Consider the following 16,045-nt stretch of genomic DNA (forward strand, 5'->3'; position numbering starts at 1 on the left):
AGAAGATTATGCTTTGTGAAGCCTTGAGCTGGAGTCAGCGATGCGAGTGGTAATTTTAGGTAGTGGAGTGGTGGGCGTAGCCAGTGCCTGGTATTTGGCGAAGGCGGGGCATGAGGTGACGGTGATCGATCGTCAGCCAGGTCCTGCACTGGAAACCAGCGCGGCGAACGCCGGGCAGATTTCACCGGGCTATGCCGCTCCCTGGGCGGCGCCGGGCGTGCCGCTGAAGGCCATCAAGTGGATGTTCCAACGCCATGCGCCGTTGGCGATCCGTCTCGACGGCAGCAGCTTCCAGCTCAACTGGATGTGGCAGATGCTGAAAAACTGCAACACCGAACACTACATGACCAACAAAGGCCGTATGGTGCGCCTGGCAGAATATAGCCGCGACTGTATCAAGGCGCTGCGGCAGGAAACCGGCATCCAGTACGAAGGCCGCCAGGGCGGCACGCTGCAGCTGTTCCGCACCCAACAACAGTTCGAAAACGCAGCGAAAGACATTGCGGTATTGGAAGATGCCGGGGTGCCTTACAAACTGCTGGAGGCCAGCCAGCTCGCCAGCGTTGAGCCGGCGCTGGCCCAGGTGGCGCACAAGCTGACCGGTGGCCTGCAGCTGCCGAACGACGAGACCGGCGATTGCCAGCTGTTTACGCAACAGCTGGCGAAGATGGCAGAGCAGGCGGGCGTGACTTTTCTGTTCAACCGCAGCGTCGATCGTCTGCTGGTGGAGGGCGACAAAATCGCCGGCGTGCAGTGTGGCGAGGAAGTGTTCAAGGCCGATAGCTACGTGGTGGCGTTCGGCTCCTACTCCACGGCGCTGCTGCGCGGCCTGGTGTCGATACCGGTTTACCCGCTGAAGGGCTATTCGTTGACCATTCCTATCACCGACGAAGCGGCGGCGCCGTTCTCTACGGTATTGGATGAGACCTATAAAATCGCCATCACGCGCTTCGACCAGCGTATTCGCGTTGGCGGCATGGCGGAGATCGTCGGTTTCAACACGCAGCTGGAGCAAAAACGGCGCGAAACGCTGGAGATGGTGGTACGCGATCTCTACCCAAACGGCGGCAGAGTGGAGGACGCGACGTTCTGGACCGGCCTGCGGCCGATGACGCCGGACGGCACGCCGATTGTCGGCCGCACTTCGCTGAAGAACCTGTATCTCAATACCGGGCATGGCACGTTGGGCTGGACGATGGCCTGCGGTTCCGGGCAGCTGTTGTCCGATCTGATGTCCGGTATTACGCCGGCGATCCCTTCCGATGATCTGGCGGTGGCGCGTTACAGCGCCGGGTTTCGCCAGCAACACGCGGTTCCGCTGAACGACGTGCATCCCGCACGTTAATCGTCGACGCTGTCATAGACTTTCCCGGCCACGCGCAGGCGCGCGTGGCCGCTGTATGCTGCCCCAAGGAGAACCGATGCCCCGTCCCATAACCGCCACGATGCATCTCGGCGCGATTGAAAATAACCTGCAGGTGGTGCGCCGTTTCGCCCCCGGCGCCAAAGTGTGGGCGGTGGTCAAAGCCAACGCCTATGGCCACGGTATCAAACACGTTTGGCGCAGCATGGCGCAAACCGACGGCTTCGCCATGCTGGATCTGGCCGAAGCGGTGCTGTTGCGCGAATCGGGTTGGCAAGGGCCGATTCTACTGCTGGAAGGTTTCTTCCAGCCGCAGGATCTGGCGTTGCTCGATCGTTATCGCCTGACGACGGCGGTGCACAGCGACTGGCAGCTGGCGGCGATCGCCGACGCCACGCTGAGCGCGCCGCTCAATGTTTATCTGAAAGTGAACAGCGGCATGAATCGGTTGGGGTTTGCACCCGAGCGGCTGCGCGAGGTGTGGCAAAGGGCGCAGGCGGTTGCCAACATCGCCGAACTGACGCTGATGAGCCATTTCGCTACCGCCGACGGCCCGGAAGGCGTAACCCAGCAGATGGCCACTATCGAGACGGCGGCTACCGATATACCGCTGCCGCGCTGCCTGGCCAACTCGGCCGCTACGCTGTGGCACCCTTCGACCCATGGCAGCTGGGTCCGCCCTGGGATCATTCTGTATGGCGCTTCGCCGAGCGGTTGCTGGAATGATGTTGCGGCGACGGGGCTGCAGCCGGCAATGACGCTGAGCAGCGAGATCATCGGCATTCAACAGCTGAAGTCTGGCGATCGCGTGGGGTACGGCGGCCGTTACAGCGCCGCCGGCGCGCAGCGTATCGGCGTGGTGGCCTGCGGCTATGCCGACGGCTATCCGCGCCATGCGCCGACCGGTACGCCGGTATGGGTGGATGGTGTACTGACGCGCACGCTGGGAACGGTATCGATGGACATGCTGGCGGTGGATCTGACGCCCTGTCCGCAAGTCGAACTGGGCGCCGAAGTGGAGCTGTGGGGGAAACGCCTGCCGGTGGACGAGGTGGCCACGGCGGCAGGGACGTTAGGCTATGAGCTGCTGTCGGCCTTAGCGGCGCGGGTGCCGGTCGTCACCGAAGCCTGAGCCGCGGCTCAGGCGACTTTTCTAATCTGCCCTTTAATCTGCTTGCTGAGCCGCCGCGCATGCAGCGCCAGCAGGCAGCCTGCCAGCATCACCAGCGCCAGCGAGAGCTTGGGTTGCAGCGGCAACGCCATCGCCACCAAACCCAGCGCGGCGCCGCCCGCCATCTGCACGAAACCGACCAGCGCGGACGCGACGCCGGCCTCATTGGAATACGGCTCCAGCGCGTAGCTGGTGGCCGGGCCCATCACGAACGCCAACCCGGCGCAGGCGCTGGCGACCGGCAGCATATACGCCAGCCAGTGCGCTTGTGCCGTTGCAGGCAACAGCATGACGCCCAGCAGCAGGCCCAGACAGCCAAGCCCCATCAACATGCCGCCGGTCGCCAGACAAACCGGGCGGCCGACCTTGTGGATGATGCGGTTGGCGAAGAAGCTCACCAGCATGATCCAGAAACCGTTGGCGCCGAACACCAGCGAGAATTGCAGCGGGGTCAGGCCGGCGGTACCCATCAGCACGTTCGGTGCCAGAGAAACGTAGGTCAGCGCCATGCCCATCGCCCCGGAGTTCACCACCGCAAAGGAGAGGAAGCGGCGTTCGCTGAGGATACGCGCGTATTGGCGCACCGGCAGCCCTTTGACCGGCACGGTATCAGCGGGGCGGGTTTCCGGCAAGCGCAGCGCGATGAGCGCCAACACCAGCAGCGCATAGCCGACCAGGAACCAGAAAGGCGCGCGCCAGCCGAAGGCTTCGGCGAGCAGGCCACCGAGCAGCGGCGCCAGCGCTGGGATGATGTTCAGCGTGCCGTTGAGAAAACCGAAAGCGCGGGCGGCGTCGTCGCCATTCAGGCGATCGCGCACGCCGCTGAAGGCGACGACGGCGGTGCAGCAAACAGCCACCCCTTGCAGCAGACGCGAAGCGATGAAAACAGTCGGGTTGGTGGCCAGCGCCGCCATCGCGGCGCCGATCATGTAGAGGATAATGCCGGCCAGCGCCACCGGCTTGCGTCCATAGTTATCGACCAGCGGGCCGGCGATGACCTGGCCGAGGCCGAGCACCAGTATAAACAGCGATATGGTGGATTGGATCAGCGCTTCACTGCTGCCGAGGCCGACGGCAATGGCGGGAATGGTCGGCAGGTAAAGATCGATGCCTAATGGGCCGAGCAGCACCAGGCTGAGAAGCATAAACAGAAACTTTTGCATAACAGGAAAGGCACGTCCGAGTGACAAAGAGGGCTAGAGTAGAGACTCTGGCGGCAAATGAAAAGGGGCAAAGCGGGTCAGCGCTGCGCCCCCTGGCGGTAATAGAGCGCCGAGACGGTATCGGCCACATAGCGGGCCTGGTGGCGAGCATCATCCAGCGCGCGATGCGGCATGCCCTCGAACGGGCGGGTCTTTTTCGGGTTAAAGCCGTGCAGTTCCGCCAGCGTGATCACCGTGCGTACGTCCTGAGTATCCCAGAATTTCCACGGGCAGGGCATTTCCAGCTGCTGGAAGGCGTGCTCGAGGATCGCGCAGTCGAACTCTTTGCCGTTGCCCCAGACTTTCACCGTATCGGTGCTGTTCATATGGATGAAGCGGCTAAGGCTGCTCAGCACGCGCTTCAGGCTCTCGGTGCCGCCGAAGGCCTGCTTGCGCGCTTCATCGGACTGTTTCGCCCACCAGGCGACCGTATCCAGGCTGATGGTACGGCCCGGTTGGTCTTTCTGGCTGCTGACGGCGGCTTCGAATTCGGCGCCCAGCTCCCCGGTTCGGGGATCGAAAAACACCGCCGCAATCACCAGAATGACGGCGCTGGGTTTTATATCTAGGGTTTCAATATCTAACATCAGATGGTGCATCGGCGTTTCCGGTGGTTGGCGTGGTGGCTTAATGTTACTACAGAACGTGCGCCGATGCGGCCGGTGCGCACATGAAATCCTTTTAAAGCGCCGCGTTCAGGTTATGATGCTTGGGATACTTTTGTCTGGTTGGTCGCTATCGGTGAGAACGCTTATCTTTATTCTGTGCATGGTTGGCTACTTGCTGCTGCTGGGCTACCTTAGCGTGTTCGTCACGGACAAGATCTGTGAGAAGGCGGGCAACTACACCAAAATATGCCGCATCGTAGACATTTCCGAGCCCCATATCCCCAAATAGCGCCGTGTTTACCCCAGGTAGTCAGTGGTAATCAACGGGGTCAGGATGGCCGCCAGCGCCGTGAGCGCGCCCCATTGCCGCCAGCCCAGCCGCGCCAGCCAGTCATGCCGCTGCGGGGGCGTGGCCAGTTGCCCGACGGCCACGGCACCGGTAAGCAGCAGCGTCAGAATCAGCAGGACCAGGCCGCGGCTCACCAGCGTGAATTCAACATGCAGCACATTGGCGTAATACAGGCGCATCAGGATAAAATAACTCAGCAAGATCCAGGCGAAAACGACGTTTTTCTTGAGCACCTGCTGCAACATCAGCGCGAGGAACAGGCTGTGAAACAGCGACAGCAGGGGCGCCTCAAGCGGATGCCGAACGCAGACGTTGTAGACCGCCATATAAATGTTGAAAACCAGCAGGATATAGATCACGTAAATATACCAGCCGTAGATTACTTTGAGCTTTTTCGGGCTCGGCGGCAGGGCGAGTGCGTCCGGTTTCATTAATGCCTCCTGATGATGCCCGGCAAACGCTGCGGTTGAAGACGGCGCGGCGGCATCGTAATTTAAAATTCACAGGGTATATATCACCCGCGCGCTAAATGACGATTAAACACAGGATCGGCTTTATTTCCGCGCTGGCCTGGAACTCTTTTTCTCTCGCGGGGTCGGCTGGCGTGCGACTATTTGGCGGTTTCTGCACCATGGTGAAAGACGCAATATATTGATATGAAAGATTATAAAAACACTTCGGGCACTAAGATTCTGCTGCTGTTCAGCCTGGCGTTTTACACGCTGTTGCCGCCGCTGTTGACGGCGGCCGTGTTCAACCGTTTCAATCTTAACCCCTTCGCGATCGTCAAATTTTTGCACTTCAACCCGTTTTTGGCCGACCGGGGCATACCCGGTTATCAAACTTTCTTCTACTTGCTGATGCTCTGGTTGGGGATGAATATTTTTCTGTGGCTGCTGGTGTGGGGGACGGGGCGGTTGTATCGGTGCTGGCGAGCGCCGCGCGGCTGATATTTTCCCAAAGGGAAAACGTTGCGCAGGGAAATGACTTTACAATCAATAATGAGACGTATTATCATCTTTTCGCCGGTGAGGGGAAAGGGTTGTCTCCTTCTGTGCCCCCCGAGCCGGCACGACATTGCTCACATTGCTTCCAGTTTTCATGCCAGCCTTGCGCTGGCGTTTTTTTATCCCACGCCAAAAATCCGCGACGCCGGCGGCCTTCCCTTTTTCATTAGCATGGCTGTTTAAAAACCCAAACCCGCCGCGAGGTCTGTTGGGGGATTAGAACAGCGAAAACAGCAACACGACCGGCAGGCTCAACGGCCAGGTTAACCCGATGGTCAGTGCGCTGATACAGCGTATTTTGACGGTGTCCCGGCTAACCAGGTAGGTGAAAATCATAGAAACTAACAGACCAATAAAATAACAGTATTGCGTTGCAACCCACAGCGACGACATGAAACCCGATCCCAGTTGTATTTTTACGCGCGAATTCTAGGAGCTTGGCGGGTGATAATCAATGACCAAAGGCCGTTTATTCATACCTTTATCCATAAGAATGCATAATTTATTTCTATAAAGAACGTAGGGTTATTAACGGCTTTCCGGTTATTACAAAAAGAAATCAACAACATAGTTACCGGTAACATTTTGCGTCTGGCAAGCCCTCTGTTTGGGGGGCTACGCCAGGTCAGAAAAAAGTCGACGAGGGACGCAGAAAGGGGATAGGACTGTTATACGTAAATATTATTGATGTATCTGTGGGCGGAAAGGTTAAGGCGGGATGGCGTCAGGTTTTGCTTTCGTGGGCACTTTGGGGGGGCGGTTTTAGCGCATCGTCCCGATGCGCTGCTTGCCAGCCAGGGAGGGGGATTTATTGTCGCCGCAGGTTTAATGAATGTTAAGACCGTAGACGAACAGCCACGAAAACAGCAGCGCCAGCAGGCATGCCATAAAAACGATGGAGATCATTTCCTTCACAACTTCATTCCTTTTCCCGGTGAGCTAAATTTACTTCTCTTTGTTTTTGCGCGAGATTTTAGATCGGTATGGGTAAAAATCCTAGTTTTAATCCCGTTTTTTGCTTTGCACGCTGCGTGGATAGGCCATGGCGATGCCGGGAAATCGCGTGCGTTAACCCGTCGTAGCTATTGCCGAACGCCGCGAGCCTGACTATATAAAAATGAGGACTGCGTGACGTCGCCGGTAGCAAGGCGCGCCCCTTAAGGGCTGCAGTTTATCTGTCTATAGCGTTTCCCTAAGATGAAGGAGTCGGCAATGAGCACAAAACCCACTATCGTGCTGGTACACGGATTCTGGGGCGGCGCCGCGCACTGGAGTAAGGTCATCCTCGAGTTGTCGCGTAGGGGATATTCGGCGATGCATGCGGTGGAAATGCCGCTGACCTCGTTGGCTGAGGATGCGGAACGCACGCGCAAGATGGTCGCGCAGCAAGCGGGGCCGGTATTGTTGGTGGGGCACTCTTACGGTGGTGCCGTGATCACGGCAATGGGCAACCTGCCTAACGTGGTCGGCCTGGTCTACATCGCCGCCTTTGCGCCGGACGCCGGAGAAAGCCCCGGCGGTATTACGCAAGCGCATCCTCCTGCGGCGGTGGCGAATCTGGCCCCGGACAGCGACGGCTATTTGTGGATCAAAGCCGACAAGTTTCACGAGAGCTTTTGCCAGGATCTGACTGCCGACGAAGCGCTGGTGATGGCGGTGGCGCAGAAGGCTCCGCTGGCCGATACCTTCGGTAACACCATCGGCGAACCGGCATGGAAACATAAACCGTCATGGTATCAGCTCTCCAGCGACGATCGCATGATAGCGCCGGAGAATCAGCGGCACATGGCGCAGCGGCTGCGGGCCAAGAAAGTTATGGTGCTGGATGCCAGTCATGCTTCGCTGGTTTCCCATGCCGCAGAGGTGGCGGGATTGATTGACGAAGCGGCCGGTTATGAATAAAGCCAGGGCAGAAAGGTAATCAAGGTGACAGCCCGCAACAGACTGTCTATTACGTCGGGCTAAAGAGCCGGCGTAATAGGCGCTTATTAAGGATAAGGGTTGATATCGCTATCAAGGGTAATGATGAACATCATCATTAACACCACGAGGGTAGCAATAATGGCATAGATTTCCGCCTTGCGCATATCGCCTTAACGCCCGTTGACGCCGATCATTTCTATTGCTGCACGATGCAGTCTCTGAAAATAATCATCGGGTTGTTTTTCCACCTCCTGGATAAGGCAGGCGAGCAGATTCTGTTTGGTTATCGGCTTGTTGGCGGTCAGCACCAGCAGCACGCTTTTGCCGAGCAGGCAGCATATTTGCTTATGGTATTCATCAATATCTTGCTTGTTGAGGCCATAGAGAGTGTAGTCGATCATGATGTCTAACCTGCTGACAGGTAAATGCCCGCCGTGGAGGGCTGAGAAGCCATGGAAAAATAAAATGAGGCAAATTTCGCTTAGTAAAGGACTTAAGCGATGAGGTAACGATAACTGAATGGGAATATTCCTATCAAGCCGTGCGGGCCAGGAGGCGAATGTTTAGGAATAACCTCAGAAGCGCAAATAATAGGGAGGGCCGTTCTGGGCAATGTGGCTTATTATTGATATTGGGTTTGTTTAAAAATTAAACATAGATATTCTGAATATATAATGGTGAAAAAGAAACAGCCGGAAAATGTCATTCTCCGGCTGTGGTGACGTTCGCGCGGTGCTATTCACACGGTTTGCTTGCGAAACAGTTCGCGGAATACCGGATAAATATCGTCCGGCTCGCGGATATGCTGCATGGCGAAGTTGTCGAATTTCGCCTGCAGATCCTCATATTCGCGCCACAGCGTCTGATGAGCGCGACGAGTGATTTCTATATAGCTGTAATAACGCACCATCGGCAGGAGCTTCTTCGCCAACAGCTCATGACACAGCGGTGAATCGTCGGCCCAGTTGTCACCGTCCGACGCCTGCGCGGCGTAGATATTCCATTGCGCCGGGTCGTAGCGCTCTTCGACGACGTCGTTCATCAGCTTCAGCGCGCTGGAGACGATGGTGCCGCCGGTTTCTTGCGAATAGAAGAACTCCTGTTCGTCCACCTCTTTCGCCTGGGTGTGGTGGCGAATATAGACCACCTCGACGTTTTTGTAGGTACGGCTCAGGAACAGATAAAGCAGAATGTAAAAACGTTTGGCCATATCTTTGGTCGCCTGATCCATCGAGCCGGACACGTCCATCAGGCAGAACATCACCGCCTGGCTGGAGGGTTCCGGCCGGCGCTCATAGTTTTTGTAGCGCAGATCGAAGGTGTCGATGAAAGGCACGCTTTCGATTTTCTTGCGCAGTTCGGCAATCTCCTTGCGCAACCGCTCCTCTTCCAGCAACTGCACCGGTTCAGTGTTTTCCAGCTGGTTCAACTCGTCTTCCAGTTCGTGCAACGCGCGCCTTTTCCCGGCGGTCATGGCGGTACGCCGCGCCAGCGAGTTTTGCAGCGATCGCACGACGCTGATGTTGGCCGGCACACCGTTGGCGGTATAGCCTGCGCGGTGGGTTTTGAACTCGGTCAACTGCTTGTACTGGTTCTTTTTCAGGTTGGGCAGGGCAAGATCTTCGAACAAAAGATCGAGATACTCGTCTTTGGAAATCTGGAAGACGAACTCATCCTGGCCTTCACCGTCCTGGCTGGCGTTGCCCTGGCCGCCGCCACCGCCTGATCCGCCCTGAGGCCGCTCAACGCGATCGTTCTGCACGAAGTGGTCGTTGCCCGGATGCACCCGATGGCGCGTGCCGCCGCGCCCCTGATGAAACATCGGTTCGTTGATATCGTCAGTGGGGATGGAGACCGATTCCCCGCTGTCTACATCGGTGACCGAACGCTTGTTGATGGCTTCGGCAATCGACTGTTTGATTTGCGACTTGTAACGACGCAAGAAGCGCTGGCGGTTCACCATGCTCTTGTTTTTGCCGTTCAGCCGTCGGTCAATGAAATAGGCCATACTTCCCCCAAACGACGTTGCCAACTCTTCATGTCCCGGTCGCTGCAGCGCAATGTGCCGCCCCTCCGTGGGCTGCGCTGCAACGTCCATGACGGTGGACATGGCCCTGATAATGCCGCTTACCTGAGGCGTTATGAGGATTTTCTGACCCGCAGATACCATTCACACAGCAGGCGCACCTGCTTACGGGTATAGCCTTTCTCCATCATACGGTCGACGAAGTCGTCGTGTTTTTTCTGCTCGTCCGTCGAGGTTTTGGCGTTGAACGAAATCACCGGCAACAGTTCTTCGGTATTGGAGAACATTTTCTTCTCGATCACGGTGCGCAGCTTCTCGTAGCTGGTCCAGTTCGGGTTACGGCCGTTGTTATTGGCGCGGGCACGCAGCACGAAGTTCACGATTTCGTTACGGAAATCTTTCGGATTGCTGATCCCGGCCGGCTTTTCAATTTTCTCCAGCTCGGCGTTCAGGGACTCACGATCGAACAGCTGACCGGTATCGGGATCGCGATACTCCTGATCCTGAATCCAGAAGTCCGCGTAGGTCACGTAGCGATCGAAAATGTTCTGTCCGTATTCCGAGTAGGATTCCAGATAGGCGGTCTGGATCTCCTTGCCGATAAACTCGGCGTATTTCGGGATCAGGTAGCCTTTCAGGTGCTCCAGGTATTTCTCGGCCAAATCCTGCGGGAACTGTTCGCGTTCGATCTGCTGTTCCAACACATAGAACAGGTGCACCGGGTTAGCCGCCACCTCGGCGTGATCGAAGTTAAACACTCGCGAGAGGATTTTAAAGGCGAAACGGGTGGAGAGGCCGTTCATGCCTTCGTCAACCCCGGCGTAGTCGCGGTACTCTTGATAGGACTTGGCCTTCGGATCGGTATCCTTGAGGCTTTCGCCGTCGTACACGCGCATTTTCGAGTAAATGCTCGAGTTTTCCGGCTCTTTCAGCCGCGACAGCACGCTAAACCGCGCCAGCGTCTCTAGGGTGCCCGGCGCGCAGGGCGCGTGGGTCAGCTCGCTGTGGTCCAGCAATTTGTCGTAAATCTTGATCTCTTCCGACACGCGCAGGCAGTAAGGTACCTTGACGATGTACACGCGGTCGAGGAACGCTTCGTTGTTCTTGTTGTTACGGAAGGTCACCCATTCGGATTCGTTGGAGTGCGCCAGAATAATGCCGTTGAACGGCAGGGCGGAGATGCCCTCGGTGCCGTTGTAGTTACCTTCCTGGGTCGCCGTCAGCAGCGGGTGCAGCACCTTGATCGGTGCTTTGAACATCTCGACGAATTCCATTATCCCCTGGTTGGCGCGGCACAGGGCACCGGAGTACCCGTAGGCGTCCGGATCGTTCTGCGCGTGGTTCTCCAGTTTACGGATATCCACTTTACCGACCAGCGCAGAGATGTCCTGGTTGTTCTCGTCGCCCGGTTCGGTTTTGGCGATGGCGATCTGTTCCAGAATGGAAGGGCGCACTTTCACGACTTTAAACTTGGTGATGTCGCCGCCGAACTCATGCAGGCGCTTGGCCGCCCACGGCGACATGATGGTGCCGAGATAGCGACTGGGGATGTTGAACTCTTTTTCCAGGATCGAGGCATCTTCCTGCGGATTGAACAGGCACAGCGGATGATCGTTGACCGGGCTGCGTTCGCCGTTGGCGCTGAGGGTATAGATGGGCACGCGCTGCATCAGCGCCTTCAGGCGTTCCGCCAGCGAGGATTTACCGCCACCCACCGGGCCGAGCAGGTACAGGATCTGTTTCTTCTCTTCCAGGCCCTGGGCGGCGTGTTTCAGGTAAGAGACGATCTGTTCGATGGCCTCTTCCATGCCGTAGAATTCTTCGAAGGCCGGATAGCGTGCGATCACGCGGTTGGAGAACAGGCGCGACAGGCGTGATTCTAGCGCAGTGTCGACCATCACAGGTTCACCGATAGCCATCAGCAGACGTTCGGCCGCGTTGGCATAGGCACTGCGATCTTGCCGGCAAATGGTAAGAAATTCCTGCAGTGTGAACTCTTCGTCCTTGGCAGCTTCGTAGCGCTGGCGATAGTGGTCAAATATGTTCATGATGCCCGTCCTTTCGTTATTAGCACAGGTTAAAGAGAGCGTGTGATAGTGTTCTGGCTCCCGAAAGATGAGAATACGCCTGAGTACAGCAACCCGTATGCCAACTTGGTGCGCTTATTATCGCGAGTTGCGCTGTATGCCACTGGGCCCAGGATAAATTCACCTTCTGATTTAAGCTTAGTTTGCTTGCCGGAAAATTTCCTGCCGCAGAAAAAGCTTTTTTTAAGTCATATCAATGACTCAGTTATTACCGTGTGAGCCAAATGCCTTGTCTGGCGCGGCCTGCGGGATGAAACGTCACCGTTCCGCCATGATTAATTCATAATTCCGCTATAAGTTATTCGATCTTGGTCGTTTTCTATTGTAAAGATTAGGCGCGTAACTAAATTTTCACATAAACTGTTGCAGCTATTAACCCTGTAATTTATGGAAAAAGAACCAGTGAAGATTTCAAAACTCAAAACGCTAGCAATTATCGCTTCCGCAATGGTTTGTGCGCAAAGTGCTCAGGCGGGAACCTGGTCACTCGGCGCTGCCGCGCTGGTTAGCCCGGACGCGTATCGTGGTTATCAGGACCGCGTTTATCCGGTGCCCGTTATCGACTATGAAGGTGACGACTTCTACTTCCGTACTCTGACCGCCGGTTACTACCTGTGGAAGGATCAAGAAAACCAGCTGAGCATCATGGGTTACTACACGCCATGGGGCTATCGTCCGGGCGACAGCGACGACGATCGCATGAAGCGTCTCGACAAGCGCCGCGGCACGCTGATGGCCGGCCTGGCCTACTCGCACAACGCCGAGTGGGGCACCCTCCGCACCACCTTCACCGGCGACACGCTGAACAACAGCAACGGTCTGGTGGGCGATGTGGCTTACCTGTACAAGTTTGATCTGGACGCGCTGACGCTGGTCCCAGGCGTGGGCGTGATGTGGAACAGCAAGAACCAGAACAAATATTACTATGGCGTCAGCGCCAATGAATCGCGCCGCAGCGGCCTTGACAGCTACACCCCAGGCGATAGCTGGGCGCCGTATCTCGAACTGAGCGCCAATTACCAGATCAACAAAAGCTGGAATGCCTTCTTCGTCGGCCGCTATGTGAAGTTGTCTGATGAAGTGAAAGACAGTCCGATGGTGGATAAATCCTACACCGGTTTGCTGATGACGGGTGTGAGCTACACCTTCTAATCACGCATTGCACGATCATCGTGCATGGCGTGCATCAAAAAGGGGCGCTGGCGCCCCTTTTGCACATCTGTGGTGCGCTGCCGCGCACGGCTTTTCAGGCTTTCTTACGGCTGCGGAAGGTCACACCCAAACGGGCCGGTTGTTCGCCGGCGGCGACCAGCGGTTTACTGACGCGCCCGGTCTCTACGCAGACCATGGTCTTGTAACCGTCGTTCGGCATATCCCCCATGCTGCAGGAGAGCTCTACGCCCGGGTTCCAGGCGATAACGTCACTCATATGATGGTGGTGAACCTCGATGGTGCGCGCGAGCGCCGGATCGCGGATCTGGCTGAAGGCCTCCGGGCGGGTGTAGACGCGGTCGGTTTGGCCGACGAAGGTCACTTCGCCCGCCTGGCGCGCCTCAGCGCCGCCCGCCACCTTGTCGATATAAGGCTCGCCCAGGCCCGCCACGCTGACCCGATCGATGTCGCCGACCTGGAAGTAGCTGTGCAGCGCCGCCGTAGCCTGATAATCGCCGTGCGATTCCAACTCGATCTCGCACTCCACACCCAGCTTGAAGCGGGCAATCAGCGTGAAGGCGTGCGGCCACAGTTTGCGGGTCTGCTCATTGTCTTTCAGGGTAAAGGTCAGGATGACGCCGTTGTCATCTTCATCGTGCGCCGTCAGGCTCCAGGGCTGATTACGGGCAAAACCGTGGGAGGGTTGGGCTACCGGGCCGAACCACGGCCAGCAGATCGGCACGCCGCCGCGGATGGCCTTGCCTTTGGCGAAGGGGGTATTGTTGCTGAGCCAAATCACCGGCTGCTCACCGCTGGGCTGCCAGGCCAGCAAATGGGCGCCTTGCAGCGCGACGGCCGCGCGCACTTTCGGGTGCGACACCACAACCACGCCCAGCTCATCGAGTTGACGCTGGCTGATGTAAGGCGAAATCTGTTCGGAAACGGGCAGGGTGAAAATTTTCTCGTTCATTTCATTACCTTAATGTTTGCCGGAGAGACAAATAAAAAAGGGCGACAAAAATGTCGCCCTCATTATCAGCTTAACATCATGCCATTACTTGGAGATGTGAGCGATCAGGTCCAGAACCTTGTTGGAATAACCGGTTTCGTTGTCGTACCAGGAAACCAGTTTCACGAAGTTGTCGTTCAGTGCGATACCGGCTTTGGCATCGAACACGGAAGTCAGCACTTCGCCGTTGAAATCGGTGGAAACCACGTCGTCTTCAACGTAGCCCAGAACGCCTTTCATAGAACCTTCAGCGGCATCTTTGATGGCTTTCTTGATTTCTTCGTAGGTAGCCGCTTTTTCCAGACGCACGGTCAGGTCAACAACGGATACGTTAGGCGTCGGTACGCGGAACGCCATACCGGTCAGTTTGCCTTTCAGTTCTGGCAGAACAACGCCAACCGCTTTCGCTGCGCCGGTAGAAGAAGGGATGATGTTCTGAGATGCGCCGCGGCCGCCGCGCCAGTCTTTGTGGGACGGGCCATCAACGGTTTTCTGAGTGGCGGTGGTCGCGTGAACGGTGGTCATCAGGCCTTCAACGATACCGAAGTTGTCGTTGATGACTTTAGCCAGTGGCGCCAGGCAGTTGGTGGTGCAAGAGGCGTTGGACACGATGTCCTGGCCGGCATATTTGTCAAAGTTGGCGCCACGCACGAACATTGGGGTCGCATCTTTGGATGGGCCAGTCAGAACGACTTTTTTAGCGCCAGCGGTGATGTGTTTACGTGCGGTTTCGTCGGTCAGGAAGATACCGGTCGCTTCAGCAACCACGTCAACACCCACTTCGTTCCACTTCAGGTTAGCCGGGTCTTTCTCTGCGGTAACACGGATGGTTTTGCCGTTAACAACCAGGTGGCCGTCTTTAACTTCTACCGTACCGTTGAAACGGCCGTGAGTAGAGTCATACTTCAGCATGTAAGCCATGTACTCTGCGTCCAACAGGTCGTTGATTGCAACGATCTCGATGTCAGAACGCTCTTGAGCAGCACGGAAAACAATGCGACCGATACGGCCAAAACCGTTGATACCTACTTTGATAGTCATATATTCCACCAGCTATTTGTTAGTGAATAAAAGGTTGGTTGTAAAATTACAAAAACCTTACCCAGCGTCAAGCGGAATCGTGTCAATTCTTGCGGCAAGTCAAACCGGAAGGGTGGTTTTGCACGCTTATTGCACAGTCCATTTGCGCTCGGCCTCATCCGTTATATGGGGACAAGCCGCCAAGTATAAAGTCAGCATACGCAAGATGTGTGATCGCTATCACATATCATCGTGACGTGGCCTTTATGGGCTACAGTTTAGGCCAAAAACCCCTGCAGCGGTGTTAATTTTTTGTTATTATTAATCATTGTTTTCGTTGACATTATCCACATTCAGAGATAAGCACAAATGGCTAAAGAGACAACCCCCGGTCATCCGGTCACGGAACTGAATGAAATCCAACGTTATGTGACGCAACAGCGCGGCACCGAAGCGCCGTTCAGCGGCAAATTGCTGCACAACAAGCGCGAGGGCGTGTACCATTGCCTGTGCTGTAACCAGCCGCTGTTCTATTCCGAAACCAAATACGATTCCGGTTGCGGCTGGCCGAGCTTTTATGAGCCGGTTTCCGCCGATGCAATCCGTTATCTTGATGATAATTCACATAATATGCACCGTGTTGAAATCCGCTGCGGTCATTGCGACGCGCACCTGGGGCACGTTTTCCCCGATGGCCCGCAGCCGACCGGCGACCGCTATTGCGTCAACTCCGCCTCGCTGAGTTTCACCGATGGCGAAAATGGCGACCAAACGGCCGGCTAAGTGGTAATTTAACCAACAAAATCGATTCAGCTAATTATTCATCCGTAAGCGAGAAGGGCTCTGATGGACGTGAAAGATCTGATTGCGGCGATGACGCCCGAGATATACCAGCGCCTGGTACAGGCGGTTGAGCTGGGCAAATGGCCGGACGGCGTGGCGCTGACGCCGGAGCAAAAAGAAAACAGCCTGCAGGCGGTGATGCTGTGGCAGTCGATGAACAACGTCGATCCGCAGCACATGAGCATCGGCACCGACGGGCAGATCGTGATGAAGAGCAAGCAAGAGCTGAAACAGCAGTTCGTTGCCGAGCCGCTGGCCAAACTCAAACCGCAGTAAGGTTGCCCT

17 protein-coding genes are annotated in these 16,045 nt (G+C 56.5%); 8 read left to right on the plus strand and 9 right to left on the minus strand.

Annotated features, from left to right (window positions below):
* Positions 1–40 precede the first annotated feature (40 nt).
* Both EKL15_RS14890 and dadX read left to right on the plus strand, forming a co-directional pair.
* Positions 41–1,345 carry a D-amino acid dehydrogenase gene (locus EKL15_RS14890; RefSeq protein ID WP_060423866.1) on the plus strand — a complete coding sequence of 435 codons (1,305 nt, stop codon included), beginning with the start codon at positions 41–43 and terminating at the stop codon, positions 1,343–1,345.
* A gap of 76 nt (positions 1,346–1,421) precedes the next feature.
* Positions 1,422–2,495: a catabolic alanine racemase DadX gene (dadX, locus tag EKL15_RS14895; RefSeq protein WP_060423863.1), complete on the plus strand. Its 1,074-nt coding sequence runs from the start codon at positions 1,422–1,424 to the stop codon at positions 2,493–2,495.
* Between the two features lie 8 nt (positions 2,496–2,503).
* On the opposite strand, the gene EKL15_RS14900 is transcribed toward dadX, so the two are convergent.
* Entirely contained in the window at positions 2,504–3,697 is a 1,194-nt protein-coding gene (locus EKL15_RS14900) for a multidrug effflux MFS transporter (protein ID WP_060423860.1), read from the minus strand.
* Between the two features lie 77 nt (positions 3,698–3,774).
* Entirely contained in the window at positions 3,775–4,335 is a 561-nt protein-coding gene (locus tag EKL15_RS14905) for a 3'-5' exonuclease (protein WP_100395682.1), read from the minus strand.
* 142 nt (positions 4,336–4,477) lie between these two features.
* Here EKL15_RS14905 and EKL15_RS14910 point away from each other — a divergent pair, with 142 nt between their 5' ends.
* Entirely contained in the window at positions 4,478–4,633 is a 156-nt protein-coding gene (locus EKL15_RS14910) for a hypothetical protein (protein ID WP_223294931.1), read from the plus strand.
* Between the two features lie 8 nt (positions 4,634–4,641).
* Here the strand turns inward: EKL15_RS14910 and EKL15_RS14915 are convergent, their stop codons facing one another.
* Complete coding sequence (locus tag EKL15_RS14915) at positions 4,642–5,124, minus strand: hypothetical protein (RefSeq protein ID WP_060423854.1); 483 nt, start codon at positions 5,122–5,124, stop codon at positions 4,642–4,644.
* 225 nt (positions 5,125–5,349) lie between these two features.
* Here EKL15_RS14915 and EKL15_RS14920 point away from each other — a divergent pair, with 225 nt between their 5' ends.
* A complete protein-coding gene (locus tag EKL15_RS14920; protein WP_087762700.1) occupies positions 5,350–5,643 on the plus strand; it encodes a hypothetical protein in 294 nt (97 codons plus the stop codon).
* Positions 5,644–5,916: 273 nt separating this feature from the next.
* Here the strand turns inward: EKL15_RS14920 and EKL15_RS14925 are convergent, their stop codons facing one another.
* Positions 5,917–6,093 carry a GhoT/OrtT family toxin gene (locus EKL15_RS14925; protein ID WP_033634815.1) on the minus strand — a complete coding sequence of 59 codons (177 nt, stop codon included), beginning with the start codon at positions 6,091–6,093 and terminating at the stop codon, positions 5,917–5,919.
* Positions 6,094–6,912: 819 nt separating this feature from the next.
* Here EKL15_RS14925 and EKL15_RS14930 point away from each other — a divergent pair.
* On the plus strand, positions 6,913–7,602 hold the full coding sequence (locus EKL15_RS14930) for an alpha/beta hydrolase (protein ID WP_049201689.1): 690 nt from the start codon (positions 6,913–6,915) through the stop codon (positions 7,600–7,602).
* Between the two features lie 191 nt (positions 7,603–7,793).
* Here EKL15_RS14930 and EKL15_RS14935 read toward each other — a convergent pair whose 3' ends face one another.
* From EKL15_RS14935 to yeaG, 3 genes are all read right to left on the minus strand, one after another.
* On the minus strand, positions 7,794–8,024 hold the full coding sequence (locus EKL15_RS14935) for a hypothetical protein (RefSeq protein ID WP_203089852.1): 231 nt from the start codon (positions 8,022–8,024) through the stop codon (positions 7,794–7,796).
* A 338-nt stretch (positions 8,025–8,362) separates the two neighbouring features.
* On the minus strand, positions 8,363–9,631 hold the full coding sequence (locus EKL15_RS14940; protein ID WP_060423846.1) for a YeaH/YhbH family protein: 1,269 nt from the start codon (positions 9,629–9,631) through the stop codon (positions 8,363–8,365).
* 131 nt (positions 9,632–9,762) lie between these two features.
* Positions 9,763–11,697, minus strand: coding sequence for a protein kinase YeaG (gene yeaG, locus EKL15_RS14945; RefSeq protein WP_004932230.1), 1,935 nt, complete (start codon positions 11,695–11,697; stop codon positions 9,763–9,765).
* A 426-nt stretch (positions 11,698–12,123) separates the two neighbouring features.
* On the opposite strand from yeaG, the gene EKL15_RS14950 reads away from it, so the two are divergent.
* Positions 12,124–12,888, plus strand: a complete 765-nt coding sequence (locus tag EKL15_RS14950; RefSeq protein ID WP_015378103.1) for a MipA/OmpV family protein — start codon at positions 12,124–12,126, stop codon at positions 12,886–12,888.
* A gap of 94 nt (positions 12,889–12,982) precedes the next feature.
* On the opposite strand, the gene EKL15_RS14955 is transcribed toward EKL15_RS14950, so the two are convergent.
* Entirely contained in the window at positions 12,983–13,858 is an 876-nt protein-coding gene (locus EKL15_RS14955; RefSeq protein ID WP_203089854.1) for a D-hexose-6-phosphate mutarotase, read from the minus strand.
* Positions 13,859–13,942: 84 nt separating this feature from the next.
* Positions 13,943–14,938 carry a glyceraldehyde-3-phosphate dehydrogenase gene (gene gapA / locus EKL15_RS14960; RefSeq protein WP_004932222.1) on the minus strand — a complete coding sequence of 332 codons (996 nt, stop codon included), beginning with the start codon at positions 14,936–14,938 and terminating at the stop codon, positions 13,943–13,945.
* 348 nt (positions 14,939–15,286) lie between these two features.
* On the opposite strand from gapA, the gene msrB reads away from it, so the two are divergent.
* Positions 15,287–15,700 (plus strand): peptide-methionine (R)-S-oxide reductase MsrB, encoded by a 414-nt coding sequence (gene msrB, locus EKL15_RS14965; RefSeq protein ID WP_004932219.1) that lies wholly within the window; start codon positions 15,287–15,289, stop codon positions 15,698–15,700.
* A 63-nt stretch (positions 15,701–15,763) separates the two neighbouring features.
* The gene (locus EKL15_RS14970) at positions 15,764–16,036 is read left to right on the plus strand and encodes a YeaC family protein (RefSeq protein WP_033634809.1); all 273 of its coding nucleotides are present in this window, start codon (positions 15,764–15,766) and stop codon (positions 16,034–16,036) included.
* The last annotated feature ends 9 nt before the right edge of the window (positions 16,037–16,045 follow it).

This window comes from Serratia sp. 4542, assembly GCF_016805595.1.
GTDB classification, from domain to species: domain Bacteria; phylum Pseudomonadota; class Gammaproteobacteria; order Enterobacterales; family Enterobacteriaceae; genus Serratia; species Serratia nevei.